Here is a 25,636-nt window from a genome sequence, read left to right on the forward strand (position 1 = left end):
GCTGCATTCGTAGCGAATAATTTATTTGTTTGTGTTACCAATTGAGTGGGGTTGTAATTATTGGTTTTGTTTTAAAATAATAATCCCTCGTTACCAGTTTAATTTCGTTTTTTATTAAATGAATAATAAACAAATTTAATCTATCAAGGTGTTTTTCTTATTTCTGATGTTATTTTAACTGGTTAATTAAACCGCGGCGGCGCTAAGGTAGGGCATGCAGACAACACAGCCGTGCATTTCAGAAAATGAGTGATGTTAATCACAAAGATTGACGCAGGCTATTGCCGAAAAATCACAACTGTGACGATACTTTCGCTGCGATCTTAGCGATCGCCAGACATTTTTATTACGGCGTGTTACTGCTTCGGCAGGCAAGACCAAAATAGGAATGCACCTCTCCTTGTGATGAGGCGCATTTTGATTTTGGTCTTTTTTTTTTGTTTTTTTACCGGGGAAACATGATGGATTACAAACAGCTGGGGCTAGAGATATTGGCGCGGGTCGGTGGCAAGGGCAATGTCAGCAAACTGACACACTGCGCCACCCGCCTGCGTATGGAGTTTAACGATGACAGCAAGGTAGAGGCGAAGGCCATTGAGGCTCTGCCGGGCGTGATCAGCGTGGTGGAGCGCGGCGGCCAGTTTCAGATCGTGATTGGCAATAACGTGCAGCAAACCTTCCGTACGCTACAAAAAGAAATTGGCGAGCTCTCTGGCCGTCAAAGCGAAAAAACATCTCCGGCACGGGGCGGGGTGATGTCGCGGATCATCAGTGTGATCTCTACCACGTTCACGCCGGTGATCCCGGCGATCACTGGCGCGGGGATGATTAAGGCACTGTTGGCGATCCTCAAGCTGACCGGGGCGATAGACGCTGCCAGCCCGACCTACCATTTGTTGGACACCATTGCCGATGCGGCATTTTTCTTCCTGCCGGTATTGCTGGCTTACGGTGCGGCGATCAAGTTTGAGTGTAACCCGATCTTGGCAATGACCATCGCCGGGGTGTTGCTGCACCCGAATCTGGCGCAGATGCTGGCGGCAGGCACGGCGATTGATTTTGTCGGTGTTCCTGTGCGCTTGGCGGATTACGCCGGCTCAGTGCTGCCGATTATTTTCACCGTATGGCTGATGTCTTATATCGAACGTTTTGCCGAGAAAGTCTCACCGACGATGATCAAATTTTTCACTAAGCCAATGATTATCCTGTTGGTTACCGCACCGCTGGCGTTAGTGGTGGTGGGGCCATTCGGTATTTTCCTCAATGACCTGGTTGCGGCCGCTGCGGCGATCGTTGACGGTAAAGCGAGTTGGTTGATTCCGATGTTGATGGGGGGGTTACAGCCGTTTCTGGTGATCACCGGCACTGCCTGGGCCATGACGCCGATTGCGACCGGGCAGTTGAGTAAGAACGGTTTCGAGATGATCAATGGGCCCGGTATGCTGGCATCTAACATTGCACAGGGCGCGGCGACCCTGTGCGTGGCCTTCCGCACGAAAAATAAAAACCTGCGCCAACTGGCGTCTTCTGCCGGTTTTACTGCGCTGCTGGGCATCACCGAGCCTTCGCTGTATGGCGTTACGCTCAAACTGCGCAAACCACTGATTGCGGCGATGATCGGCGGGGGTTGTGCCGGTATCTATGCCGGACTCAGCGGGCTGGTTCGCTATGCCTTTGTCTCCCCTGGGTTAGCGGCGCTGCCAGCCTTTATCGGTGAAAACCCGATGAATATCGTCCATGCGTTGGTCACCTGCGCTATCGCGATTGTAGTGACCTTTGCACTGACCTGGATCTTGGGTTTTGAGGATCCGGTTGATGAGCAAGACGTCAAGGCGGCAGAGCCACTCAGCGGCAGTGAACAGCAGATTTTAAGCCCGATGTCCGGTCAACTTGTGGCCTTGGATCAGGTGAATGACGACGTTTTCTCTCAGGGATTATTGGGCCAGGGCGTTGCGGTACGGCCACAGGAAGGGGTATTGCGTGCGCCTCTGGACGGAGAGGTCATGACCTTCTTACCGTCGAAACATGCGGTCGGTATCAAGGGCGATAACGGCGTCGAACTGTTAGTGCATATCGGTATCGACACCGTCAATCTGGCGGGGCAGCATTTCACTTCAAGCTTGAAAATTGGCGACCGCGTTAAGGTGGGAGATGAACTGGTGCGCTTTGATCTGGCGGCGATCACCGGGCTGGGCTATGACATGACCACGCCGATACTGGTGGTCAACAGCGAAGACTTTCCGCAGCTGAGTTGCCGTAGGCCGGGTGCGGTGGGCTTTGGGCAACCTATCATCAGCCTTAATAATGCGCAGCAGGAGCAGGCATGATTTATCAACGACTGAATGATTTCCCCGCAGATTTTCTGTGGGGGGCATCCACCTCCGCTTATCAGGTGGAAGGCGCGTGGAACGAGGGCGGCAAAAGCCCATCGATTGTGGATATGCTCGATCATCCCAAAGAGACGGCCGATTTTAAGGTTGCCAGCGATCACTATCACCGCTTCCGCGAGGACGTAAAGTTGTTCGCCGAACTCGGGTTAAAGGCCTATCGGTTTTCAATTGCCTGGACGCGAGTGCTGCCTAATGGCACCGGCGAGGTCAACGCCACCGGGTTGGATTTTTATCGCCAGTTGATTGATGAGCTGTTGAGTTATGGCATAGAGCCCGTGGTGACGCTGTATCACTTCGATTTGCCTTACATACTGGAACAACAGGGCGGCTGGTCCAATCGGGCCACTATCGACGCCTTTGTCGACTATGCCGGTGTGCTGTTCAACGCCTTTGGTGACCGAGTGAAGTATTGGCTGACCATCAATGAACAAAACACCATGATCTTGCACCCAGGCGCCATTGGCATGCCCAAAGGGGGCGAATTGCCATCCAAACGGGTGCTGTATCAGCAAAGCCACCATATGCTGGTGGCTCAGGCCCGCGTGATGGCGTTATGTCACCAGCGTTGCCCGGGCGCTAAAATCGGTCCGGCGATAAACACGACCTCGATGTATCAGGAAACCTGCAATCCGCTGGACGCTATCGCCGCCCATAACTGGGAGACGCTGCGTTGTTGGAGCTTCCTGGATGTTGCCGTGCATGGCCGCTATAACCCTCTGGCCTGGCGTTATTTGCTGGACCGCGAATTAGCGCCGCAGATGGCGCCAGGCGACGCGGCGCTGTTGCTGCAGGGGAAGCCGGATTATGTGGCGATAAACTACTACTCTACCGCGACCATTGCCGCCAGCCGTGGTGATGCTTCAGACGTCAGTGCGCGTGCGGGCGATCAACAAATCATGCTGGGAGAACCGGGGGTTTATCGGGCGGCAGAGAATCCTTTCGTCGGCAAAACCCGTTACGGCTGGGTGATCGACCCGGTTGGGTTGCGGCTGACATTACGCAAAACCGCTGAACGCTATCATTTACCCATATTAATTACTGAAAACGGTATTGGTGCCCCTGATGCGCTACAGCCCGATGGTACAATTAACGACGATTACCGCATTGAGTTTATGCGCCAGCATGTTGAGCAGATGCAGTTGGCGATTAACGATGGCGTTGAACTGATCGGTTATTGCCCGTGGGCAGCGATAGACGTGGTCAGTACTCATCAGGGCTACGCCAAACGTTATGGATTTATCTATGTAAACCGGGGTGAGCAGGATCTGAAAGATCTGCGGCGTATCAAGAAAAGCAGTTTTGACTGGTACCAACGCCTGATTGCCTCCGATGGCCGGCAACGCGAATAAAAACAGAGGGTGATGGCTACGACGATGGAAGTCATTAAGGTACTCAACAATAGCCTGGTGCTATCGACGGATGGCGATAACAATGAAGTTATCGTTATGGGTAAGGGTATAGGGTTTAACAGCAAAGTGGGTGACGTTCTCGATCCGGCCGCGATCGAGAAAGTGTATGTGGTGCAAAACGGTCAAAAGGGCCGAGATTATCTGCGCTTGATAGAAACGACGCCGGAAGAACACATCGAGATTGTGCAGATGATCCTCGCAGAGGCCAATCGCCATCTTAACGGACGGATTAACGAGCAGATCTTCTTCACGCTGGCAGACCATATCAGTTTCGCCATTGAACGCTATCACAAAGGGATTGCGATCCAGAACCGGCTGTTGTTTGAAGTGAAGCGTTTTTACCCGCAGGAGTTTGCGGTAGCGGCGCAGGCGCTGGCCTATATCAACCAACGGCTGAATATTCAGTTGCCGGAAGAAGAGGCCGGCAACATCGCTTTCCATTTGGTTAATGGGCAAACCGATGTGCAAAACATGGAGCACACGCTGCTGGCGGTGAAGATGTTGAAGGATATATTCAACATCATCAAATATCATTTTCGCATCAATATCGACACAGATTCGCTCAATTACGCACGTTTTCTGGTTCATATGCAGTTTTTTATCCAGCGAATGGTGGAAGGGCAGCAGGTGGTGTCGAAAGACGACTTTATTTTTGCGCAGGTGACCAAAGAATATCCGCACGCTTATCGCGGCGCGTTACTGATCCGCGATTACGTGAAGAATCTGCTGCAAATGGAGATGTCGAACGATGAACTGCTGTACCTGGTGATCCACCTCACGCGTATTACCGACACACAAGACTAGTCAGCCGGCTGCTCACTGACCGCCTCTGCCACCAGATCGCGAAAACGTGTGATGATGGCGGAGGCGCGATTGCTGCGTAACGCCAGGTAAAGTGGCGCACTGAGCTGGGCTTGTTCGGCAATCGTCCGATAGATAATGCCATCTCCCCCCAAGCGCCGCATCGAGGCCGGTACAATCGACAGCCCTAAACCGGCCCCCACCAGACTGAGCGTGGCGGGCAGGCGTGGGGCTTCTTGAATAACACGTGGACTGAACCCTGCGCGGTGGCAGGCAGCCAAAATGGCATCATACAGGCCTTGGCCGGCAGGGCGACGATAAAGAATGAATGCTTCGTGGGTTAACGCTGCCAGCGGCAGAGATTGCTCGCTGTTGACTGCCAATGGGTGCCCGACAGGCAGAGCGACCAGCATAGGTTCACGTAACACAGGTTCAATGGTTAGCCCCGGAATGCCGCCCACAGGCGAACGGACAAAGGCAACGTCGAGCCGCTCCTCCACCAAGGCATCCAAGAGTTCTCCGCTGCCGGCTTCTTCCAACTGGGTGGTAATACCTGGCAGGATCTCACGGTAGCGCCGCAACAGGTTGGGCACGAACGGATGCAGGGCAGCGGAGCTGGTAAAGCCGATGGCGATGTGCCCTTGTTCGCCACGAGCGGCGCGGCGCACGGCTTCGGTCAAGTGCTCTGCACGCGCCAGCAAGGCGCGCGCCTCATTGAACAGCACGCTGCCAGCCTCGGTGACGCGAACCCCACGCGGCAGGCGTTGCAGCAGTTTGACGCCCAGCTCATCTTCCAGTCCTTGCAGCAGTCGGGTCAGCGGTGGTTGCTGGATAAATAGACGTTCGGCAGCGCGGGTGATATTACCTTCTTCTACCACGGTAACGAACGCCCGCAGGCGACGAAGTTCGATCATAGCCATACCTTTTAGGTATCCTTATTGCTTCCGAAATGCATTAGACATCATGTCATGACGGCGCGCATCATACCAGTCATCACAATAAGCAATGTGGAAGGACCATGTCTGAATCTGATGCGGTAAAAAACGAACGGCTTGCAGCCCCGCCGGGCAATGGCGAGTTGTTTTGGGGCTTTTTGATGCTTGGGCTGATTGGCTTTGGCGGTGTATTGCCGCTTGCGCGCAATATGCTGGTAGAAGACAGGCGCTGGCTGAGCGGCGAACAGTTCACCGAGCTGCTGGGTTTATGCCAATTCTTGCCTGGGGGCAATGTGATCAACCTTTCGGTGGCGGTGGGGATGGAGTTTCGCGGCCTGCGCGGTGCTTTCTGCGCATTGCTGGGGCTGATCAGTGCGCCGACGGCGATTGTGGTCGGTCTGGGTATGGTTTACGCCCGCTTCCAGAATGATGCCCATGTGCAACACGTCTTTGCCGGATTGGCGGCAGCGGCAGCGGGTTTATTGCTGTCCACGGGGATCAAAATGCTGTTGCCGTTGCGCGGTAAATGGCTGGCGCTGGGGATTGTCGCACTCTGTTTGAGCGCCATCGCCTGGCTGCGTTTGCCGTTGCTGCCAACCATGCTGGTGCTGGCACCGCTGAGTATTTTACTGATGTGGTGGAGGAATCCATCATGATCGGTGTTTTGATTTCGCTGGCGATCATCTTCACGGAATTGTCACTGTTGGCGTTCGGTGGCGGCATGACAATTTTGCCGGAAATGCAGCGTCAGGTGGTGGAGGTTCACCAATGGATGAGCGCGCAGGAGTTCAGTGCACTTTTCGCTATGGCGCAGGCTGCGCCGGGACCGAATATGATGATCGTGCCACTGATTGGCTGGCACGTGGCCGGCTGGGCCGGGCTGTTGGTGTCTTCCGTTGCCAAGTTTGGCCCGTCATCGATAGTCACGTTGTTGGTGATGGGCGCCTGGCGGCGCTTTAAGGACAAACCCTGGCGCCGCCGCGTGCAGAGTGGGCTCGTACCGGTTACCGTTGGGTTGGTGGCGGCGAGCGGGGTGCTGATCGCTGAGGCTTCTGCCCCCCGTTGGCCGCTGGCGGTGATTATTCTATTGGCCACGGTGTTGAGCATGAACAAACGCATTCACCCGCTGTGGGTATTGGCGGGCGGGGCGTTATTGGGATTGTTGGTGGCGTAATCGATGGGCGTTGGCGGCAGAAGAGTCACACTGCCGCCATGTAAACAGCGCAGTGACTATGGGCGCGGTATCAGCGTAAAACGCGCTTTGCCAGTGTGATTCATCACTTCATAGCGTTTGGGCGCGGTCAGCGCGAGAAACGCGACCATGCTGCCGTCGGCATTGGTCAGCGTCATGCCGTCTGGCGTTGGGCGCCAGGCAACCGGCAGCTCGCTAAGCGCCAGCGGTTGCAAGCACTGCGCGGAGGCAGTAAAGCGGTAAGCGTTGCTGCCTTCGATAAGTTCATCACTGAGTTCAACGTTGCAGGTAGCGGTTTTGTCCTCGGCGTCGATCAGTTGCCAGTGCCCCTTCAGTGCAGAGGGGGCCAGCAGAGGCAGTGAACTGGCAAAGGTACTGCTGCTTAACATAAGGCTCATAACAACTCCTGTCAGGGCAACGCGCCGTAATGCGCGTAAAGAGAGAAATCTCGGCATCGGCCACTCCTTACTAAAATCCGCTAATACCATAGCACGATCCCCGGCATCGGATGGGGGAAGGATAAGGGATTTTAATCCTTGTTAAATAGATACAGATGACAAGGCTTGCCGGTTGCAGAACGACCACTTTGTGCAGGGCTAGCCGCTACTTCGCCGCGCTGGCTTCCAATGCGAAAGATCCCGTGGAGATGTTACCGGCGCGCTGATAGTGCGCGATGATCACCCCACTGGGTGAGATAACTGACTTAACCAGCTTAAAGGCGGCCGGTGACGTCCCCTTGCCGAACAGGCGTTTACCGCCGCCCAGCAGCAGCGGGTAGGTCAGCAGACGCAGTTCGTCCACCAAATCCTCAGCCAGCAACAGTTGGATTAACTCGGTGCTGCCTTGAACCACCAGAGCCGGTCCTTGTCCGGCTTTGATCTCTCGCAGACGTGCGGCAACATTCTGGCTCAACCATTGGCTGTTTTCCCATGCCAACGTTTCACCCCGGTGGGTAGCGACATATTTGGTCGCCCAATTGAAGGTGTTGGCAATCTCTGCGTTGAGTTGTTCAAACCCCTCTGCGTTGGGATCGGTTTCGATACGCGGCCAGTGCGCGGCGAAAATGTCATAGGTTTTACGGCCCAGCAGTAAATCAAACGGCTGAGAGAAAGTCTCCCCCATTGCCGCGGCAATGCTGTCATCCCAATAGGGCACTGTCCAACCGCCAAACTGAAAGCCACCCGTCGTATCTTCTTCCGGTCCACCCGGGGCCTGCATGACCCCATCAAGGCTGATAAACGCGCCCACAATAATCTGTCGCATAGTCTTCTCCGCTGCCATTGTTACCCGTAGCGCAAAGTTTAGGCAGGCATGGGTGACAGATCCAGCCAATGACGCTTAGGGCTGCAATGCCTTAATCAGCGCATTGTTAAACTGTGTGGGTTCCTCCATCTGTGGCGCATGGCCCAGTCCGGGGAATTCGATCAAGTTGGCGTGGGGGATCAGCGTTGCCACCTGTTTGCCAAGAACGTTGTATTTGCCCAGTTTGGCTTTGACCGCAGGTGGCGCGATGTCACTGCCGATGGCTGTGGTATCGGCGGTGCCAATCATCAGCGTGGTCGGCGTTTGCAGATCCTTAAACTCGTAATACACCGGTTGAGTAAAAATCATGTCGTATATCAGCGCCGAGTTCCAGGCCACCAGGCGATGCCCCGGCCCATTGTTCAACCCGGCCAGCATATCGACCCAGCGGTCATATTCTGGTTTCCAGCGGCCCACATAGTAAGTGTTCAATTCATATTGCCGAATGCCGGCGGCGGAGGTCTTGAGTTCGCGTTCGAACCACTGATCGACGCTGCGCCACGGCACGCCCTTGGCTTTCCAATCTTCCAACCCAATGGGATTGACCATCACCAGTCGTTCCACTGCCTGCGGATACATCAGGCTATAACGGGTTGCCAGCATGCCGCCGGTAGAGTGGCCGACGATCACCGCTTTACTGATCTTCAGGTTACTCAGCAACGCGTGGGTATTTTGCGCTAACTGTTGAAAACTGTATTGATAATGTTGCGGTTTGGTCGAGCTGCAAAAACCGATCTGATCCGGGGCAATCACCCGATAACCGGCCTTGGTCAGCGCTTTAATGGTTTCCTGCCAGGTGGCCGCGCAGAAGTTCTTGCCGTGCATCAACACCGCTGTGTGGCCATTGGCTTTCCCCTCTGGCGGCACGTCCATGTAGCCCATACTCAACTGCTGCCCCTGAGAGCCGAAACTAAACTGTTGCAGTGGGTAAGGATAGTGGAAGCCCTGTAGCTCTTGGCCATATTGGGGTGTTTCTGCTGCGGTCGTTGCGAACGTAATAAGCGCTGCTGATAACAGCCAACGGCGAGAGAATCTCAGCATCCTGATGTCCTTATGAAAAATCGGCAGAGTCTCAGTATAGCCATAAGGCGTCAGCTTTTAGGATGAAAGGGGCTATAGGGATAACCGCCAGCGAACTGGCGGTAGGTTTCAGTACGCCAGGACCACTATACCCAGCCTTTGGCGCGGAAATCATGCAGGGTTTTGGCGACAAAGGTCATCTCTTGCGGCGTGCCGAGCGAGATGCGGCACCAGGCATCGGCCGGAGGGAACGCACGCCCAATAAGGATGCCAGCCTGCTTCATGTGCTGCTGATACGCTTTCAGCGGCACGTTAAGCTGGTGAAAGACAAAGTTGCCCTCGGACGGCAAATACGTGATGTTCAGCGCTTTTAATGCGTCCAGCAGAATCTGGCGTGACGTGTCGTTGCTCTTTTTGCTGTACGTGATGAAGGCCTGATCATCCAGCGAGGCCAATGCTGCATCGACACCGCAGAAATTGATTTTCTCACCGGCGACGTAGTGACCTAGACGGGCAATGATCTCTGGCTGCGCCACGGCGTAACCCACACGCATGCCTGCCATGGCAAAGATTTTTGAAAAGGTTTTAAGCAGGATGACATTGTCTGCTCCCTGCTTGAACAATGGGCCGACCGAGCGAAAACGTGGGTCATTGACGAACTCGGCGTAAGCCTCATCCACAATGAACAGGGTGTTGGCCGGTTTCGCGGCGATCCAGGGTTCGATCACATCTGCCGGCGTAATGGTTGCCGTGGGGTTATTTGGATTAACCAGGTAGACCAATGACGGACCCTTGTAGTTTGCCACCGCATTTTTCAATCCATCGATATCGAACTGCCAACCATCCAGCATCGGCACTTTAGTGATTTTGATACCCGCGATTTTGGCAAAATGCTCGCCGTCGCCGTAGGTCAGTTCTGGGATCACCAACTGGGTATCTAAAGTGGCGTAAGCTTCTACTGCGGCGCGGATCCCTTCGGATGAACCCGCGGTGAGCAGGATTGCCGTTTCGGGTACCTGATATTGGCTGGCCAGTTTACTGCGTAGCGCGACGATCTCGTCCTTGGCGTAGCGGTTGGCCTTTATCACGGCATCACGTGCGGCGGCCTGTGCCTTGGGTGACATGCCCAGTGGGTTCTCGTTGAAGTTAATCCGGATCGGATTATCGACGGTGGGGGTGGTGAAAGGGGCGTCGCCCGAAGAGAGGTTCGCCAGTGCACTACGATTCAACCCCACCAGCGCGATACCGCCGGCCAGAACCCCAGAGAGTTTTAATAACTGCCTACGTTTAACGTTTAAGGTGTTGCTTTCTTGCATGTGCCCGTTCTCCTTTTTATAAAGTTGCAAAGAGAACAGGCAGAAAACATGCCAACTTTTAATATATTGATTTTATTAAAATTAAATCTATTCAGTGCACTATAGTGCACCAGCGTGAGTCGTTAAGTGCACCAGACGATGTTTTTACTTATGCCACCGGGTATCTGTTGCCTTGAAAATATCCTGCAAAAAACCGCTGACCGCTCGCACGCGTGCTGAGACACGAACGTCAGCATGCGTTACCAGCCACAATTCTTCTGTGAATACCTCTTGCGGTGTCAGCGTTTGAACCAGCGGATCATTATCCATCACCATAAAACAGGGCAAGACGGCTAAGCCGATCCCCATTTTTGCTGCGGAATATTGTGTTGCGACACTGCTGGTGGTTAATGCCGGTTCTTGGCTATGTCCATGCTTTTCTAACCACTGTGCGGCCGGCAGATGTGCAAAAGTTTTATCCCAGCAGATGAAGCGCCTTTCTTCTGGTGTGGACAGGGCAAGGTAATCCTGGCTGCCATAGACAGCAGAGGGCATATTCCCCAGCTTTTGGATGACTAAATTGCCGTGACCAGGTCGCACCAAGCGTAATGCCAAATCTGCCTGATAGCGGGGGAGATCAACCATGTCGATGCCGGTGATCAACTCCAGCCGTAGTTTGGGATGGCGTGCAGCCAATAACGGCAATGCAGGAATAATGACATGAGTGGCCATTGTTTCTGCAGTGGCCAACCGGACAACCCCGGCAACTGTCGCGTCCAGGTTTGATGCATCTTTTTCCAATTCAAACACCCGGGCTTCAACGCGTTCGGCTTGCGTTAAAACGTCCTTCCCATTATCCGTCAGGAAATAACCCGTTGCATGACGCACAAATAGCGCAGTACCCAGACTCTCTTCTAATGCGGCAATACGTCTTGCGATAGTGGACTGGCTGACACTCATTTCTTGTGCTGCGCCGGTCAGGCTTGCATGCCTGGCCACACAAAGAAAATAACGCAGATCGTTCCAATCCATATTTTTCATTTTTAGAAAACCTATTGGCAATTTCTTCTGTAGTTATGCATAAAAAGAAATCCAATAATACCCCTCTGACGCCCTTTGTTCGAGTTTTGACGGCGGGTTTTATTATTTCTTAAGAGGATCATGACATGGCTAACCTTACCTCACTTCATACCGAAGTTGTGCAGCGTTACATCAGCGCTTTTGGGGCGGGCGACGTTGATAGCGCATTACAACTGCTGACCGATGATGTGGTGTGGCATGTTGACGGGGTCACACAGGTTTCAACCGTTGGCATATTGAAAGGACGCGAGTCGGTGCGTCAGTGGTTGCGGTCATTCCCTGAAAACTTTCAGCCACGGGTTTTCCGGTTGGATAACTGGTGGGTTTCCGATGATAGCGTCATGGTGAAAGGGTATTTCCGCCACCGGGTGGTTTCTACCGGCCGTACTGTAGGCAGCGATTTTGTACTGCATTTTCAAATCCGAGAGGGTTTGATTGCGCGTTATCAGATTTTTGAAGATTCAGCGTTGCTTGCACGAGCTTTTGATTCTACCTGCGATGATGAGAAATACAGGGTACGCCTCAATCACACAGAATATGCCTATACGGATCGAGGTGAAGGACCTGTGCTCATGTTTGCCCATGGACTTTTTGTCGATGGCGATATTTTTACCGAGCAGATGGCAGTACTGGCAAAAAATTACCGCTGTATTGGGCTTGATATGCCAGGCCACGGGGAAAGCAGTTTCAATCACCGGGGATGGAGTCTGGATGATATTGCTGACGATCTGGCGTTGATGATTAACGAACTCTCTCTGGGGCCTGTGGTATTTATTGGGCAAAGTCAGGGTGGAATGGTGGGGATCCGGTTGGCGGCAAAGCACCCGGAATTGTTGTCCGGTTTGGTGTTAATTGGAACCAGCGCCCGTGAAGAGGATCCCCAACGCTACGGGACGTGGGAGCGTTTAAAAACGACACTCCTGCAAGGTAGTCATGAAGATTGCGAGGCCGCTTTCATCAATGTGCAGCAACACGTCAATGCGCCAGCCTGGCGACGTAACAATCCGCAGGCCATGGTGAGAGACCGGGCTATCATGCTGAAACATGACCGTAAGGGGCTGTCGTTGGCGATAGATGCGGCGGTCATCGAACGCGGAGATTGCCGTGCGTTGTTACCGCTGATAACGACCCCGACATGGGTTATTTGTGGGGAACAAGACGTAGCGACACCGCCAGAGCTCAGTGGGGAAATTGCTGAGGGGATTGCTAACGCCCGTTTATTAATGATGCCCGGTGTTGGGCACCATCCCCCACGGGAGGGCGCCAGCGAACTGGCGCAGGCGCTTGAGTGTTTCATTGGAACGTTCACCGACATTAACTGACCGGTTATTAATGGCGGAGTAACCAAAAAAACTCGCTCTGGGTGATGGCTGATAACCAGGGGGGCGCCTTCCAGTAAGGCGCTCTTTACTTAAACGGCCCGCTTGTGCCATAGCGCACTGAACCTGCCCGGCTTCGCAAACATCACCAGATTGCCGAGTAAAATCATGCCTAAACCCATCACGGCATTGAGGTGCCATTGGTAGCCTTCATAGAACGTTGAAATGCTGAGTGCGACCAGCGGGAACAACAGTGTGCTGTAGGCGGCAGCCCCGGCGCCAATGCGGCCCAGCAGACTGAAGTAGGCCGCGAAGGCAATCACTGATCCAAAAATGGCCAGATACAGCAATGAGCCAATATAGCGGGTGTTGAATTCAATCTGGAACGACGCTCCTTGAGACAGCGCGATCAATGCCATCAGTATTGCGCCGTAGCTCATGGCATAGGTATTGGTGGAGAGAATATCCAGCCCGCGCCGCTGGTGGCGAGTACTGATCATATTTCCCAGCGAAAAGCCGTAAGTACCGAGCGCACTCAGTCCAATGCCTTTCAACAGTTCGGGTGCCATTTGCGTGGCGGCCAAATCTTGCCAGAACAGGGCGACGATCCCGGTTAATCCCAGCACCGCTGCCGGCAATAGGTTCGGACTGGGGCGTTGACGAAAGAAAATCATGCCGTTAACGGCATTGAACAGCACTGCCATTGAAAAAATTACCGATTCCAAACCACTGCTGATATAAGCCGCAGCATGGTAAAAACAGTAGAAGTTAAAACCGAAAACGCAGCAGCCTTGCAGGATGCAAAACACATGGTCACGTGGGGCAATGCGGCGCAAGCGGCGCATCAACAACAAGATGACAAACATCGTCATGGCGGCAACAACAAAACGGTAGCTAATGGAAACAGGAATGGCCACCGGGCCTGCTTGTTGTAAGGTAATTGCAATCCAGGTGGTGCCCCAAATCAGTACCACGGCCAGGTACAACAGCGTGTTCATAATTGACTCCGACAAAAATAGACCGGGGCAGTATCCTTCGTGGCTGGGTATCGCGCTTTCAGCGCATTGCGCGCAATTGCATATTCTTGCGCTTTTTTTGGCAAAAGCGAGGGTTAGCGTCTGGTGTGGTACGGCACCTCTCTCTACACTGGAAACATTGGGAAAAGCGGGGGCGGGTGATGTCCAGGTACAAGGCGTTTGAAACACTGCGGGAGCATAACGCGCAGTTGCACAACAATGTGCAGCTGGGGTCCGGTGTGGAAATTGCGGCCTGGTCCAACCGTAACGATCGCATTACTCAGGAAAGTGCCGATCACCATACGCTGAGTCTGTATGTCGCAGACGGGTATGAGTGCTATCAGAAAGTGCCCGGCGGTTGGAAAAATGGCGGTGGGCCAGACCGCTTCTGCATTATGCCCCGTCAATATGAATCTACCTGGGATGTGCGCAGCGATTTATCTTTCGTACACCTTTATTGCACCGATCGGCATCTGCGTCAGGTGGTGGAACACACCTGGGATCGGAGCCCTGCCGCGATTAACCTCGATCAGCTCGCGTTTGGCGAAGATCCCAAGATTACGTTGCTGTTTCGCCAGTTTATACTCAACTGTAACTGGCAGGAGAATGCCAATCAGCTGGCACTCAGTAGTGCGACGACCTTTTTGATGTCGCATTTGGTGCAGCATTACAGCCAACTGCATTGGGTGTTGCCACAGGTACGGGGCGGTTTGGCCCCCGTGGTTGCCAGGCGGGTGAAAGCCTACATAGAGCAGCATCTGGACCAACCGTTGTTGCTGTCAGATTTGGCGGCAGAGGCCGGGTTGAGTGAATTCCACTTTGCCCGTATGTTCAAACATGATACCGGTATGGCGCCGCACCAGTTCGTGATGCGTGCACGGTTGCAACAGGCGGAAAGGTTGCTGTGCCACAGCGTACTGTCGCTGACGCAGATTGCGTTGGAGTGCGGCTTTAGCTCGTCCAGCCACTTTAGCAATCGCTTTAAAGCGGCCTACGGATTTTCCCCAACACAAATGCGCCAGGGGCGTTGATGTCCTTTACAGGAGAGAACATGGAACAGCAGTTCGCAGGACTGGGTGTGTTATTTATCGCTGGATTTGGCCCGATTACTCAAGAGACGGATCACAGCAAAGCCTTTTATGTTGACGCATTGGGATTGCCGCTTAAGCCGATGGAAGGTAATCCAGACTATCTGTTAACCGAGCATGGCGCGCTGGAGGGGGTAAAACACTTTGCCCTGTGGCCGTTGGCGCAGGCCGCACAATCGTGTTTCGGTAGCGATCAATGGCCCGTTGATCTGCCGGTGCCGCAGGCCTGGATGGAATTCGACGTCGCCGATATCGCGCTGGCGACTCAAGGGCTGATTGATCGCGGCTATCGCCTGTTGGTTGCCAACCGTGAAGAGCCGTGGGGCCAAAGCGTGACCCGCTTACTCAGCCCGGAAGGGATGTTGATCGGCGTGACCGTTACCCCTTGGTTGCGGGATTAATCGCTGTTTATTACCGCCCTCAATGACAGTACTTCCTTTTATCAGGGCCGCTGCGGCGGCCCTATTGATCACGCCTGGTCACGCTCAACTTTTTTAAACTGACGGCGAACCTGCAGGCAGTTGATCAATACCAGTACCGCCGTTACGGCGAATACCCAGCGGAATCCCATCAGTGCCGAAACACCAGAGCCAACCAGCGGGCCGACCACATTGCCAAGGTACATAAATGACTGGTTATAACCAAAGATACGGCCAGTGACCTGATCGGAAGAATACTTCAGTAGCAGCGTCTGTACCGCAGGCATCAAGGCCCCGTCAGCAAACCCCAGCAGAAAGCGAAGTATCCCCAGTTGGAGTGGCGTTTCCACCCAGGCCATGATCGCGAACAGCACCGTTGTTAACCCCAGTGCGGCCAACAAAATACGTGAGGTGCCGATACGGTCGCCAAGCCGGCCAAGACGCGGGGCGGAAATCAAGGCCGCAACGCCGGGAACGGCGGCAATCATGCCGCTAATGAAAGCAATATTGCTGCTATCACTGGATAACTCCTTAATAAAAAGCGTCAAGATTGGGCTGATGGACGAATTGGCCACTTGGATCATCAGCGTACTGACAAACAGCGTTACGATCAGCGCTGGATAGGGCAGCGACTGGAATACCGCCTTACCGGTCAGCCGATCGGCTTTTTTCACCTCAATGCGACGTTCTTTTATCAGGAACAAAGTGATCAGGAAGCTGACGAACATCAGCCCGGCAGTGACAAAAAACACCACGCGTAAGCCAAGGTGGTCGGCCATTAACCCACCCAATAGCGGACCGACGATCACTCCGGTCACCGGGCCGGTGGACAACGTACCCAGTGCCCAACCGCTTTTATCGCGTGGCACCTGCGAGGCAACCAATGCCATCGCATTGGGGATATAACCGGAGGCTAGCCCCATCAATGCGCGTAGCGCGAACAGTTGATAAACGTTGCTGACCAGGCCTTGCAGCGCAATCACGATTGCCATCCCCAGGGACGCACGCAGCAACATCAGTTTTCGGCCTTTGCGGTCCGCCAGGCTGCCCCACAGCGGCGATACCAATGCGGAGACCAAAAAAGTACCGCTGAATACCAAACCGGACCACATACTCAGCGACTGGTGGCCGGTAACACCGAGCTGTTCGACATACAGCGGGAGAAAAGGGAGGATTTGGCTCATTGCCAGCCCGGTAAAGAAACAGCCGAGCCAGACCGAAATCAGATTGAGTTTCCACGCTTCCATCAGCTTGTCGTACCACTTTGAATTAGGAGGGAATTATTGAGCAGAATAATAATAACACCGGTTATCAGGCTGTGCCGGGGGAAATAAGTGAACAAAAGTAAAACCCGCCGGGACATTGCCCTGATCAAGCCTTGCAGCGGCCAGTGTGCAGATGGATTCACCACTGGACAGTGGACTTAACGAAGGGGGCGTTAGACGGGGTCTGCCCTGTATTGATACGCCCACGATCAGGATCCGAGGCGAGCCTCATAGACCGGATTACGATCTTGCACCGACGTTTGCATTGGTTTCGCAAGCGCTGTCATAAAATTGAAAATCAGTGGTTCATGGCAGTGCATTGCCAGATGCATTGCCCAATTGTTGTGCAATAGTTATCAACTGATGACTATGTTGTAACCGTAGGTTCTGCCGTCCCTGCGTTGCCCTACGGCGCCGTGTGTGAATTTCCCCCAGCCGTTCGCAATTGGCACAGGCCATGCATAGCCATCATCAGCGTCTGTTATCTGAGTAACAGAAGGTGGTTTAGTGACAACTCAACAACAGTGGGCAGAATATGGCAGAGCACCCTGATGTGATCGCACAAATCGAAGCGTCATTTGCGGTTCAGACCCCAACGGGCAAGCGTATCGCCGGATATCTGCTGGCCAATTTGGCGCAAGTTCCGTTTGAAACGGCTGACAGCATCGCCCGCAGCACGGCCACCAGCGGCATTTCAGTCGGGCGCTATCTGCGTAGTCTGGGGTACCGCAATCTTGAGGACTTGAAACGCACGTTGCGTGAACAGGGCACCGCGCTGTATCAGCCCTGGGGCGTGACCGATCGTCTGGGTGCCTACCGACAACGTCGCAAACAGCCACAGCCTCAGAAGCTACGCCAGGCGTTAACGCTGGAACTGGAGGCGATAGAACACGTTTACCAATTGGCGGGTGGCGAAGCTTTTGCCCAGATCAGCCGCCAGTTGGCACAGGCAGAGGCGGTATTTGTGATTGGCGTCCAGTCGACGCGGGGGATTGCTAACGCCTTCTACAGCCACCTGGAATACCTGCGGCCCAAGGTCTATTACGCCGATGGTCTGTCCGGTACCTACGTAGAGTCACTCAATTCAGAATTCAATTCACCCTATCTGGTGCTGACCGATACCCGCGCCTATTCCACTATCGCCCAGAAATACTGCCAGGCGGCATGCGCACGCGGGCTGCGGTTGGCACTGGTTACCGATATTTACTGCCCTTGGGCACGAGATTATCCCATTGACCTGCTGCAGGTGAAAACTGACACCGGCCAATTTTGGGATTCATTGGCACCGTTCAGCTGCTTGTTCAACTTGCTGCTGTCCTCCGTGCTGGAACAAGGGGGAGCGGCGGTAGAACAACGGCTGGCCAATAACCGCATCCTGCAAAAAGAACTGGGGCAATTTGAATCTTAATCGCTATGGGAAAATGCAATGAGTGACAATGTAACCTTAACCGATCTGGCAGCCACGTTCCCCGACTTGCCTATCGATCTGAAGTACGCCACCGCTGACAACCTGACGGGGCGGGCAATCTACCGTGAAAGCCGCTGCTTGCTGCATCCCGATGCGGTGGCAGGGCTACGGCGCTGTTTATTGGCTGCGCGGCTGGCCGGTTTTTCTCTGCAGGTGTTTGATGCTTACCGTCCACAGCAGGCGCAGGCACTGTTGTGGCTGGCGTGTCCCGATCCGCAGTATGTCACCAGCACACAAACCGGTTCGCACCATAGTCGCGGCGTGGCGATCGATGTGACGTTGCTGGACGCCAGCGGCACAGCGCTGGATATGGGCACCGGATTTGATGAGATGAGCGAACGCTCTCACCCGTTTTACCCTGATTTCTCTCCGGAGGTGCAACGCAATCGGCTGCTGCTGAATGCGGTGATGGCTGCCGGAGGTTTTCGCGGCATTGCCAGCGAATGGTGGCACTTTGAACTGCCTAACGCCGGTGATTACCCGCTGCTGGCCGATCGTTTCGGCTGTTTTTCTTACGATTAAAACAACACACATTCAACGCATCAGGAGCTTTGTTTATGAATAAGATCAAATACGCCGCTCTGGCGGCAGCAGTGACGTTGGGCATGGTCGTCATGGGGCAGGCACAGGCCGCCGTACCCAAAGACATGTTGGTGATTGGCAAAGCCGCCGATCCGCAAACGCTGGATCCGGCGGTGACTATTGATAACAACGATTGGACGGTGACCTATCCGGCTTACCAACGGCTGGTACAGTACAAAACCGAAGGCGGGAAAGGCTCGACTCAGGTTGAAGGCGAACTGGCCGAAAGCTGGACGGCTTCTGATGATCAACTCGTCTGGACCTTTAAGCTTAAGCCGGGCAACAAATTTGACGACGGTTCGGATGTCAATGCAGACGCCGTGAAGTGGTCGTTTGAACGCCTGATGAAAATTGGCCAGGGGCCGTCCGAAGCCTTCCCGAAAGACATGCAGGTCACGGTGGTGGATCCGCTCACCGTGCGCTTTACCTTGAAAACCCCGTTTGCGCCGTTCCTGTACACCTTAGCCAACGACGGGGCCGGTATTGTTAACCCGGCTATCGCCAAGGCCAATCCGGCCGATGAAGGTAAAGCCTGGCTGTCGAGTCACAGTGCCGGTTCGGGCCCGTACAAGCTGGATCGTTGGCAGAAAGGACAACAACTGGTGCTGGTGCCGAACCCGCATTACAACGGGACAAAACCGGCGTTTAAGCGTGTGACGGTCAAAATCATCGGTGAAAGCGCAACCCGCCGTTTGCAACTGACACGTGGCGATCTGGACATTGCCGAGTCACTGCCGATCGACCAACTCACTGCATTAAAGAGCGAAAACAAGGTGGCGGTAAATGAATATCCGTCGTTGCGGGTGACCTATTTATACCTCAACAACGGCAAAGCACCGCTAAACCAGGTGGATCTGCGCCGGGCCATTTCTTACGCGGTGGATTATCAGGGCATGGTGAAAGGGATCCTCGGCGGTAACGGCAAACAAATGCGTGGCCCGATCCCGGAAGGCATGTGGGGTTACGATGCCAGCGCGCAGCAGTACAGCCAAGATGCCGATAAAGCCAAAGCAGCGCTGGCGGCGGTGAAGGATAAACCCGCGTCGCTGAACTTCCTGTATTCGGTCAGCGATCCCAACTGGGAGGCGATTGCGCTTTCGGTACAGGCCAGTCTGGCGACCGTGGGCATCAACGTCAAGCTGGAGAAATTGGCTAACGCCACCATGCGCGATCGCATCGGTCAGGGCAATTACGACATCGCAATTGGCAACTGGAGCCCGGACTTTGCCGACCCCTACATGTTCATGAACTACTGGTTCGAGTCCGACAAGAAAGGGCTACCCGGCAACCGTGCGTTCTACAGTAATCCGCAGGTCGATGCGCTGCTGAAGAAAGCGGTATCGGTGTCCGATCAACAGGTGCGCACTGCTGACTATCAGGCCGCGCAGAAAATCGTCATTGACCAGGCGGCCTACGTCTATCTGTTCCAGAAAAACTATCAGGTAGCGATGAACAAAGATGTGAAGGGCTTTGTATATAACCCGATGCTGGAGCAGGTATTCAACGTTGGGCAGATGAGCAAGTAAGTTGTTTGGGTGCTTCAGACAGCTAACAAAGCCAGTTATTAGGGAGAGCGTGCCGAAGGGGTCGTAACGGCTTTGGCCGTCGGTGCGTTAGGCCCGAGTATCCCTGGTTTGAAGACAATATTGCTATCCAACTCGGGCAGCCGTTTGGCTGCCCATGCACCATGGGAAACCACTATGAACGTTTGGAGCCTTATCCGTCAGCGCTGCTGGGGACTGGTGCTGGTGATGTTCGGGGTGTGCGTGATCACCTTTACCATCTCACACCTGATCCCCGGCGATCCGGCGCGGCTGTTGGCCGGTGACCGGGCCAGTGAGGAGATTGTCCAGCATATTCGCCAACAGCTGGGCCTGGATCAGCCGCTATATGTGCAATTCGGTCGCTATGTGCTGGATTTGCTGCACGGCGATCTGGGGACATCTATCCGCACCGGGCGACCGGTGCTAGAGGATTTACGCGCTTTCTTTCCCGCGACGTTAGAGTTGGCTTTTTGCGCGTTGGTATTGGCGATCGCGTTGGGCGTTCCACTCGGGGTTGTGTCGGCGGTTTACCGTAATAAATGGCCCGACCATCTGGTACGGCTATTGTCGGTGACCGGCATCTCTACCCCGGCTTTCTGGCTGGGGCTGGGCGTGATCATTTTGTTTTATGGACAACTCAATCTGTTACCCGGCGGTGGTCGGTTAGACGACTGGTTAGATCCACCCACGCATATCACCGGATTCTATCTGCTTGATTCACTTCTGACCGGCAATGGTGAAGCGTTCTGGAACAGTCTGCGGCATCTGATTTTGCCGGCACTCACCCTGGCGTTTGTTCACCTCGGCGTGGTGGCGCGGCAAATCCGCTCGGCAATGCTTGAACAGTTGGGGGAAGACTACATCCGTACCGCGCGGGCCAATGGCCTCTCACACTGGCGTGTGGTGCTGGGCCATGCGTTGCCCAATGCGTTAATCCCTTCGGTGACGGTGTTGGGGCTGGCGCTGGGGGATTTGCTGTACGGTGCGGTGCTGACTGAAACGGTATTTGCCTGGCCAGGTATGGGGGCTTACGTCGTGGACTCCATTCAGGCATTGGACTTCCCGGCGGTGATGGGCTTTGCCGTCGTGGTGTCTTTTGCCTATGTAATGGTGAATTTGATCGTCGATCTGCTCTATCTGTGGATCGACCCGCGAATGGGGCGCGAGGGATAATGACGATGATTCAAATCGAACAACCGCCCGTGGCGGAGGCAGCACTGCGTTTTGTCAGCCTGCGTCGTGCCTGGTACCGGGTACGCCGCAGTCCGCTTACGCTGTTGGGTGCTGCCATCATGATTGCCGTGGTGTTTCTGATGCTGTTTTCACCGTGGTTGGCACCGCATAACCCAGACGCTATCGATCTTACCGCCCGGTTATTGCCGCCTTCGGCAGCGCATTGGTTCGGCACCGACGAAGTGGGCCGAGACCTGTTCAGCCGGGTGCTGGTCGGCAGCCGTCAGTCGGTGGCCGCCGGATTGGCGGTGGTGGTGCTGGCGGGCGGAATTGGCTCGCTGCTCGGCTGTTTCTCCGGCGTGATGGGCGGTACGGTGGATGCGTTGATCATGCGCTGCATGGACATCATGCTGTCAGTGCCCTCGCTGGTGCTCACGATGGCATTGGCGGCAGCGCTGGGGCCCAGCCTGTTCAACGCCATGCTGGCGATTGCCGTGGTACGCATCCCATTCTACGTCCGATTGGCACGAGGGCAGACGTTGACGCTTCGCCATCAGGCCTATATGCAAGCGGCACGTACCTTTGGTGCCTCACGCTGGCACCTGATCGGTTGGCATGTCCTTCGCAACGTGATGCCGCCGCTGGTGGTGCAGGCATCGTTGGATATTGGCACCGCGATTCTGATGGCCGCCACGCTGGGTTTCATCGGGCTGGGTGCGCAGCAGCCGACCGCCGAGTGGGGGGCGATGGTGGCCAACGGCCGGAACTATGTCCTCGACCAGTGGTGGTATTCGGCGTTTCCCGGAACGGCGATCTTGATCACCGCCACGGGGTTCAATCTCTTCGGCGATGGTCTGCGTGACCTGCTTGATCCTAAATCCCGGGGGCGTTAATGAGCGAAACTACGGTGTTATCCATTGATGAGTTGCAGTTGGAATTCCCGGTTTACGGCGGCAGTATCAAAGCGCTCAACCGGGTATCGCTGCAGGTCAAGGCTGGCGAAATTGTGGGCGTGGTTGGCGAGTCCGGCTCCGGCAAGTCGGTGACGGCGATGATGACGCTGCGTTTGTTGGCTGAAGACGGCTACAGCGTTACCGGCGGTTCTCTGGAGATGTTGGGCACTGACGTGCTTAACGCCAGCGAGCGGCAAATGCGCCAACTGCGCGGCGCACGGGTGTCGATGATTTTTCAGGAGCCGATGAGTGCGCTAAACCCTACGCGCAAAATTGGTCGGCAAATGTGTGAAGTGATCCGCCTGCATCAGCAGCTATCCCCGCAGGCGGCACGAGACAAGGCTGCCCAACTGCTGCGTGAGATGCAAATTGCCGACGCGGAACGGGTGATGGAGCGCTATCCGTTTGAGTTGTCCGGCGGCATGCGCCAACGGGTGTTGATCGCCATGGCGTTTTCTTGCGAACCGGAACTGATTATCGCCGATGAACCGACGACCGCACTGGACGTCACGGTACAGCGGCAGGTACTGCGTTTGCTGCAACAAAAAGCGCGCGCCAGCGGTACGGCAGTGCTGTTTATCACTCATGATATGGCCGTGGTTTCGCAGCTGTGTGACCGGGTGTACGTGATGTATGCCGGGCACGTGATAGAAAGTGGTACCACGGGAAATGTGATAGAAAATCCCCGTCATCCCTACTCGATCGGGTTGTTGTTAGCGGCACCGGAACATGCCGAGCCACGCAGTCTGTTACGTGCCATTCCTGGCACGGTGCCCAATCTTGGTGCCTTGCCGCCAGGGTGTGCTTTCAGTAATCGCTGTAGCCACGCTGACGCTCAGTGCCTGCAAACGCCACGGCTGGTGCCATTAGCCTCTGAACCGGCCCAACACGTGGCCTGCTGGCATCCGCAGTCTATTGATTTGGAGGCGCGAAATGAACGTTGAAGCACTACTGGAGTTGCGCAATGTGCGCCTGCGTTTTCCTGCCAGTTATAACTGGTGTGGCAAACCACAAGAGTATGTGCATGCGCTCAATGGGCTGGATCTCAACATCATGCGTGGCGAAACGTTGGGTATCGTCGGTGAGTCCGGCTGCGGCAAAAGCACGTTAGCGCAGTTGCTGATGGGATTGTTAAAACCGAGCAGTGGCGAACTGGTGCGTGCTCGCAACGCGGGTTCTTGGTTTGGCAGCGGTATGCAAATGGTATTTCAGGATCCGCAGTCGTCGCTCGATCCACGCTTGCCAGTCTGGCGCATTATCACTGAGCCGGTGTACGTGCAGCAGCATAACAGTGTGGCACAGCGGCGAGCACTGGCAACGGAGCTGGCACAACAGGTTGGCCTGCGGCCGGAGGCGATCGACCGATTGCCGCATGAGTTTTCTGGTGGCCAGCGCCAGCGCATCTCCATTGCACGTGCGTTGTCTTCGCAACCGGATATCATCGTGCTGGATGAACCGACCTCTGCGTTGGATATTTCGGTACAGGCGCAGATCCTCAATTTACTGGTGGAATTGCAGCGCGAACGCAATCTGACGTACGTGCTGATTTCGCACAACGTTTCGGTGATCCAGCATATGAGTGACCGGGTGGCCGTGATGTATCTGGGGCAAATCGTAGAACTGGGGCCGACCGCACAGGTACTGCGCCAGCCGCAGCACCCCTATACGCGGCTGCTGCTGGATTCTGTGCCGCGGGCAGGCCGGTCACTGAGTGACAGTGCGATTGAAGACCGTAAGGGCGAACTGCCGGGCAACCGCCAATTACCGCCAGGCTGTTTTTTCCGCGAGAGATGCCCGTATGCGGGGGAAGGGTGCCAACTGCCACAAAGTTTACGGGTGAATTTAGGGGGATCGGCGGTGCGTTGCCACAAGGTGGCATGATGCATGACATTCACAGCGTTCCCTTTTTAAATTCAGGGGCGCTGTGAATATAGGGGTGTTGAACAGTGGCTCAGGGTGAAACGCAATCAGTTATTGGTTTCTTCATTCAAGATGTAATAAGACACTGGAACAGTTTCCATCTTATTGGCTTTGTCGGTCGTCATCTTCCTTGCCAATGCAGTATCGAGATTAATAAGTTGGCGGCCATCTTCATTGAACAGCATTTTACTTATTTCTTCATCATTATACGTGGTGCATTGTTTATATACGTTACGGAACAACGCATTGTAACCGTCGGAGAACTGCTTGATTTGCGCTATTTCGTTAGGCTTCAGATAGTCTTGCTTGATGTTTGACGCAGCCGCAGGATGCAGCATAAAGCTGGCGGCGGGCATGGAGAGTCTTTCTTTACCGGCACAATAGAACAGGGTTGCCGCTGAACCGACAAACGCCGAGTTAACCGTGGTAATGGGGACCGGCGAGCTCTTGACCGCTTCATAAGCCATGTAACCGCTGGCCATATCACCGCCGCCGCTATTGATATACAAATACAGGTGTTTTAACGCGGGGTAGCTGGCGTTAATTTCATCGATGGAGGCAATGAGTTCGGTGACACTTTTTTCCGTGACATCGCCGACATACAGGATTTTGGCGGATTCAACGTTATTGTTTTTTACATTGCTCTTTTTGACGACGGATACGGTCGCAAAAGAGGCCGTCGAAAATACCGTGGCGCAGAAAAGTGTTATTATTTTAAAGGTGTTTCTATGCATTTGAATATTCCTTATTCAATAAAGTGGTGCACTATTGTAAAACGAGTCGATGAACCGTTTTGGAATGAATCAGGTTGGTTTAGCGTTTATTTACCCCTACGAACAACGCGGAAAGAATATAACATCGAGGCCGGAGCCGATATTCACGGCAGGTAAAGCGCGTCGCACTCTACCTGCCGGGGCGATTTCAGGGCATGGGCCAGTCGACAGGCGTGTTGCTCACCACGTCGACATACATATCCCACGCGTTTGACCAAAATTGCACAAATCCTTCCTGGCTGACGCTGATGCCCATCAGGCCCATAACGAACCAACAGGTGGTGAATAGCCCCAGGCTGCTGAACATAAATGCCATACCGTTGCGGCTGGTCTTACGGCACACGACATTTAGCTGGCTGGCCAAAAACATCATAACAGCGCTCAGTAACTCCCAGCGCATCATAATAAAACCTGTGGCTATGGTACTCATCGAACATGATCCTTGGTGGAAAAGCCGCACCCGGCGGTGCGTCGGGAAATCAGTGCGGGCAAGGGTAAATTAGTGTGATCTTCGTCACATTGTAGCATCGCTGCAAATCACTGCTCAATCCCTGAACGGGGGAAAATCGGCATTTGGTAACATTCAAACATGCTGAAACATTTATGCCATTTCATTAGCAACCTTTTCGTGGGGACCGTTAGCCAATAACGCTATGCTTGCCGACTTTTCACTGCCCTGATTTATCTTGGGA

Annotated in this window: 25 protein-coding genes; 15 read left to right on the plus strand and 10 right to left on the minus strand. The window is 54.4% G+C overall.

From position 1 onward, the window contains the following. The first annotated feature begins 461 nt into the window (after positions 1-461). From JOE25_RS06060 to JOE25_RS06070, 3 genes are read left to right on the plus strand one after another with little or no spacing between them, the layout of a single operon-like run. A complete protein-coding gene (locus tag JOE25_RS06060; protein ID WP_209633242.1) occupies positions 462-2,327 on the plus strand; it encodes a beta-glucoside-specific PTS transporter subunit IIABC in 1,866 nt (621 codons plus the stop codon). Continuing rightward, positions 2,324-3,739 (plus strand): glycoside hydrolase family 1 protein, encoded by a 1,416-nt coding sequence (locus JOE25_RS06065; RefSeq protein WP_209633244.1) that lies wholly within the window; start codon positions 2,324-2,326, stop codon positions 3,737-3,739. Before JOE25_RS06060 ends, JOE25_RS06065 begins: the two co-directional genes overlap by 4 nt. 24 nt (positions 3,740-3,763) lie before the next feature. Then, positions 3,764-4,603 (plus strand): PRD domain-containing protein, encoded by an 840-nt coding sequence (locus JOE25_RS06070; RefSeq protein WP_209634196.1) that lies wholly within the window; start codon positions 3,764-3,766, stop codon positions 4,601-4,603. Here the strand turns inward: JOE25_RS06070 and JOE25_RS06075 are convergent. Continuing rightward, complete coding sequence (locus tag JOE25_RS06075; RefSeq protein WP_209633246.1) at positions 4,600-5,520, minus strand: LysR family transcriptional regulator; 921 nt, start codon at positions 5,518-5,520, stop codon at positions 4,600-4,602. The genes JOE25_RS06070 and JOE25_RS06075 overlap by 4 nt on opposite strands. A gap of 98 nt (positions 5,521-5,618) precedes the next feature. Here JOE25_RS06075 and JOE25_RS06080 point away from each other — a divergent pair, with 98 nt between their 5' ends. After that, positions 5,619-6,191 (plus strand): chromate transporter, encoded by a 573-nt coding sequence (locus JOE25_RS06080; protein ID WP_209633248.1) that lies wholly within the window; start codon positions 5,619-5,621, stop codon positions 6,189-6,191. Further along, entirely contained in the window at positions 6,188-6,709 is a 522-nt protein-coding gene (locus tag JOE25_RS06085; RefSeq protein ID WP_209633250.1) for a chromate transporter, read from the plus strand. The genes JOE25_RS06080 and JOE25_RS06085 overlap by 4 nt, the downstream gene beginning before the upstream one ends. 56 nt (positions 6,710-6,765) lie before the next feature. On the opposite strand, the gene JOE25_RS06090 is transcribed toward JOE25_RS06085, so the two are convergent. The 5 genes from JOE25_RS06090 to JOE25_RS06110 form a co-directional block, all read right to left on the minus strand. Further along, positions 6,766-7,125, minus strand: coding sequence for an AprI/Inh family metalloprotease inhibitor (locus JOE25_RS06090; protein ID WP_209633253.1), 360 nt, complete (start codon positions 7,123-7,125; stop codon positions 6,766-6,768). A 205-nt stretch (positions 7,126-7,330) separates the two neighbouring features. Continuing rightward, the gene (locus JOE25_RS06095; RefSeq protein WP_209633255.1) at positions 7,331-7,990 is read right to left on the minus strand and encodes a dihydrofolate reductase family protein; all 660 of its coding nucleotides are present in this window, start codon (positions 7,988-7,990) and stop codon (positions 7,331-7,333) included. A gap of 75 nt (positions 7,991-8,065) precedes the next feature. Further along, positions 8,066-9,070, minus strand: a complete 1,005-nt coding sequence (locus JOE25_RS06100; RefSeq protein WP_209633256.1) for an alpha/beta hydrolase — start codon at positions 9,068-9,070, stop codon at positions 8,066-8,068. 125 nt (positions 9,071-9,195) lie between these two features. Next, positions 9,196-10,365 (minus strand): histidinol-phosphate transaminase, encoded by a 1,170-nt coding sequence (locus tag JOE25_RS06105; RefSeq protein ID WP_209633258.1) that lies wholly within the window; start codon positions 10,363-10,365, stop codon positions 9,196-9,198. Between the two features lie 144 nt (positions 10,366-10,509). Continuing rightward, positions 10,510-11,406, minus strand: a complete 897-nt coding sequence (locus JOE25_RS06110) for a LysR family transcriptional regulator (protein WP_245209704.1) — start codon at positions 11,404-11,406, stop codon at positions 10,510-10,512. A 104-nt stretch (positions 11,407-11,510) separates the two neighbouring features. Here JOE25_RS06110 and JOE25_RS06115 point away from each other — a divergent pair, with 104 nt between their 5' ends. Next, on the plus strand, positions 11,511-12,746 hold the full coding sequence (locus JOE25_RS06115) for an alpha/beta fold hydrolase (protein WP_209633260.1): 1,236 nt from the start codon (positions 11,511-11,513) through the stop codon (positions 12,744-12,746). Positions 12,747-12,835: 89 nt separating this feature from the next. On the opposite strand, the gene JOE25_RS06120 is transcribed toward JOE25_RS06115, so the two are convergent. Further along, on the minus strand, positions 12,836-13,741 hold the full coding sequence (locus JOE25_RS06120) for an EamA family transporter (RefSeq protein WP_209633262.1): 906 nt from the start codon (positions 13,739-13,741) through the stop codon (positions 12,836-12,838). Positions 13,742-13,920: 179 nt separating this feature from the next. Between JOE25_RS06120 and JOE25_RS06125 the strand changes: the two genes are divergently transcribed. Continuing rightward, positions 13,921-14,790 carry an AraC family transcriptional regulator gene (locus tag JOE25_RS06125; protein ID WP_209633264.1) on the plus strand — a complete coding sequence of 290 codons (870 nt, stop codon included), beginning with the start codon at positions 13,921-13,923 and terminating at the stop codon, positions 14,788-14,790. A 20-nt stretch (positions 14,791-14,810) separates the two neighbouring features. Further along, positions 14,811-15,248, plus strand: a complete 438-nt coding sequence (locus tag JOE25_RS06130; RefSeq protein WP_209633267.1) for a glyoxalase — start codon at positions 14,811-14,813, stop codon at positions 15,246-15,248. Positions 15,249-15,316: 68 nt separating this feature from the next. On the opposite strand, the gene JOE25_RS06135 is transcribed toward JOE25_RS06130, so the two are convergent. Further along, a complete protein-coding gene (locus JOE25_RS06135) occupies positions 15,317-16,513 on the minus strand; it encodes a multidrug efflux MFS transporter (protein ID WP_209633269.1) in 1,197 nt (398 codons plus the stop codon). Between the two features lie 553 nt (positions 16,514-17,066). On the opposite strand from JOE25_RS06135, the gene JOE25_RS06140 reads away from it, so the two are divergent. The 7 genes from JOE25_RS06140 to JOE25_RS06170 all read left to right on the plus strand — a co-directional run bounded on the left by JOE25_RS06140 (position 17,067) and on the right by JOE25_RS06170 (position 24,132). After that, the gene (locus tag JOE25_RS06140) at positions 17,067-17,939 is read left to right on the plus strand and encodes a MurR/RpiR family transcriptional regulator (RefSeq protein ID WP_209633272.1); all 873 of its coding nucleotides are present in this window, start codon (positions 17,067-17,069) and stop codon (positions 17,937-17,939) included. 18 nt (positions 17,940-17,957) lie between these two features. After that, positions 17,958-18,521 (plus strand): D-alanyl-D-alanine dipeptidase, encoded by a 564-nt coding sequence (ddpX, locus tag JOE25_RS06145; protein WP_209633274.1) that lies wholly within the window; start codon positions 17,958-17,960, stop codon positions 18,519-18,521. Between the two features lie 35 nt (positions 18,522-18,556). Continuing rightward, entirely contained in the window at positions 18,557-20,107 is a 1,551-nt protein-coding gene (locus tag JOE25_RS06150; protein WP_209633276.1) for an ABC transporter substrate-binding protein, read from the plus strand. Between the two features lie 174 nt (positions 20,108-20,281). Further along, positions 20,282-21,298: an ABC transporter permease gene (locus JOE25_RS06155; RefSeq protein ID WP_209633278.1), complete on the plus strand. Its 1,017-nt coding sequence runs from the start codon at positions 20,282-20,284 to the stop codon at positions 21,296-21,298. A gap of 5 nt (positions 21,299-21,303) precedes the next feature. Next, complete coding sequence (ddpC, locus tag JOE25_RS06160) at positions 21,304-22,191, plus strand: D,D-dipeptide ABC transporter permease (RefSeq protein WP_209634200.1); 888 nt, start codon at positions 21,304-21,306, stop codon at positions 22,189-22,191. Beyond that, positions 22,191-23,195 carry an ABC transporter ATP-binding protein gene (locus tag JOE25_RS06165; protein WP_209633280.1) on the plus strand — a complete coding sequence of 335 codons (1,005 nt, stop codon included), beginning with the start codon at positions 22,191-22,193 and terminating at the stop codon, positions 23,193-23,195. The genes ddpC and JOE25_RS06165 overlap by 1 nt, the downstream gene beginning before the upstream one ends. Further along, positions 23,185-24,132, plus strand: coding sequence for an ABC transporter ATP-binding protein (locus JOE25_RS06170; protein ID WP_209633282.1), 948 nt, complete (start codon positions 23,185-23,187; stop codon positions 24,130-24,132). Before JOE25_RS06165 ends, JOE25_RS06170 begins: the two co-directional genes overlap by 11 nt. Positions 24,133-24,218: 86 nt before the next feature. Here the strand turns inward: JOE25_RS06170 and JOE25_RS06175 are convergent, their stop codons facing one another. Next, positions 24,219-24,905, minus strand: coding sequence for an ATP-dependent Clp protease proteolytic subunit (locus tag JOE25_RS06175; protein WP_209633284.1), 687 nt, complete (start codon positions 24,903-24,905; stop codon positions 24,219-24,221). A gap of 187 nt (positions 24,906-25,092) precedes the next feature. After that, entirely contained in the window at positions 25,093-25,374 is a 282-nt protein-coding gene (locus JOE25_RS06180) for a YjcB family protein (protein ID WP_209633285.1), read from the minus strand. Positions 25,375-25,636 lie beyond the last annotated feature (262 nt).

This window comes from Serratia sp. PL17, assembly GCF_017832355.1.
In the GTDB taxonomy this organism is placed as follows: domain Bacteria; phylum Pseudomonadota; class Gammaproteobacteria; order Enterobacterales; family Enterobacteriaceae; genus Serratia.

Bases quoted from the DNA above. Each gene is read 5' to 3' on its own strand.
- JOE25_RS06155 (WP_209633278.1), top strand. From the start codon at position 20,282: ATGAACGTTTGGAGCCTTATCCGTCAGCGCTGCTGGGGACTGGTGCTG.
- JOE25_RS06165 (WP_209633280.1), top strand. From the start codon at position 22,191: ATGAGCGAAACTACGGTGTTATCCATTGATGAGTTGCAGTTGGAATTC.
- JOE25_RS06115 (WP_209633260.1), top strand. From the start codon at position 11,511: ATGGCTAACCTTACCTCACTTCATACCGAAGTTGTGCAGCGTTACATC.
- JOE25_RS06090 (WP_209633253.1), bottom strand. From the start codon at position 7,125: ATGAGCCTTATGTTAAGCAGCAGTACCTTTGCCAGTTCACTGCCTCTG.
- JOE25_RS06060 (WP_209633242.1), top strand. From the start codon at position 462: ATGGATTACAAACAGCTGGGGCTAGAGATATTGGCGCGGGTCGGTGGC.
- JOE25_RS06100 (WP_209633256.1), bottom strand. From the start codon at position 9,070: ATGCTGAGATTCTCTCGCCGTTGGCTGTTATCAGCAGCGCTTATTACG.
- JOE25_RS06085 (WP_209633250.1), top strand. From the start codon at position 6,188: ATGATCGGTGTTTTGATTTCGCTGGCGATCATCTTCACGGAATTGTCA.
- JOE25_RS06065 (WP_209633244.1), top strand. From the start codon at position 2,324: ATGATTTATCAACGACTGAATGATTTCCCCGCAGATTTTCTGTGGGGG.
- JOE25_RS06140 (WP_209633272.1), top strand. From the start codon at position 17,067: ATGGCAGAGCACCCTGATGTGATCGCACAAATCGAAGCGTCATTTGCG.
- JOE25_RS06075 (WP_209633246.1), bottom strand. From the start codon at position 5,520: ATGGCTATGATCGAACTTCGTCGCCTGCGGGCGTTCGTTACCGTGGTA.
- JOE25_RS06080 (WP_209633248.1), top strand. From the start codon at position 5,619: ATGTCTGAATCTGATGCGGTAAAAAACGAACGGCTTGCAGCCCCGCCG.
- JOE25_RS06150 (WP_209633276.1), top strand. From the start codon at position 18,557: ATGAATAAGATCAAATACGCCGCTCTGGCGGCAGCAGTGACGTTGGGC.
- JOE25_RS06180 (WP_209633285.1), bottom strand. From the start codon at position 25,374: ATGAGTACCATAGCCACAGGTTTTATTATGATGCGCTGGGAGTTACTG.
- ddpX (WP_209633274.1), top strand. From the start codon at position 17,958: ATGAGTGACAATGTAACCTTAACCGATCTGGCAGCCACGTTCCCCGAC.
- JOE25_RS06070 (WP_209634196.1), top strand. From the start codon at position 3,764: ATGGAAGTCATTAAGGTACTCAACAATAGCCTGGTGCTATCGACGGAT.
- JOE25_RS06130 (WP_209633267.1), top strand. From the start codon at position 14,811: ATGGAACAGCAGTTCGCAGGACTGGGTGTGTTATTTATCGCTGGATTT.
- ddpC (WP_209634200.1), top strand. From the start codon at position 21,304: ATGATTCAAATCGAACAACCGCCCGTGGCGGAGGCAGCACTGCGTTTT.
- JOE25_RS06095 (WP_209633255.1), bottom strand. From the start codon at position 7,990: ATGCGACAGATTATTGTGGGCGCGTTTATCAGCCTTGATGGGGTCATG.
- JOE25_RS06120 (WP_209633262.1), bottom strand. From the start codon at position 13,741: ATGAACACGCTGTTGTACCTGGCCGTGGTACTGATTTGGGGCACCACC.
- JOE25_RS06125 (WP_209633264.1), top strand. From the start codon at position 13,921: ATGTCCAGGTACAAGGCGTTTGAAACACTGCGGGAGCATAACGCGCAG.
- JOE25_RS06175 (WP_209633284.1), bottom strand. From the start codon at position 24,905: ATGCATAGAAACACCTTTAAAATAATAACACTTTTCTGCGCCACGGTA.
- JOE25_RS06105 (WP_209633258.1), bottom strand. From the start codon at position 10,365: ATGCAAGAAAGCAACACCTTAAACGTTAAACGTAGGCAGTTATTAAAA.
- JOE25_RS06135 (WP_209633269.1), bottom strand. From the start codon at position 16,513: ATGGAAGCGTGGAAACTCAATCTGATTTCGGTCTGGCTCGGCTGTTTC.
- JOE25_RS06170 (WP_209633282.1), top strand. From the start codon at position 23,185: ATGAACGTTGAAGCACTACTGGAGTTGCGCAATGTGCGCCTGCGTTTT.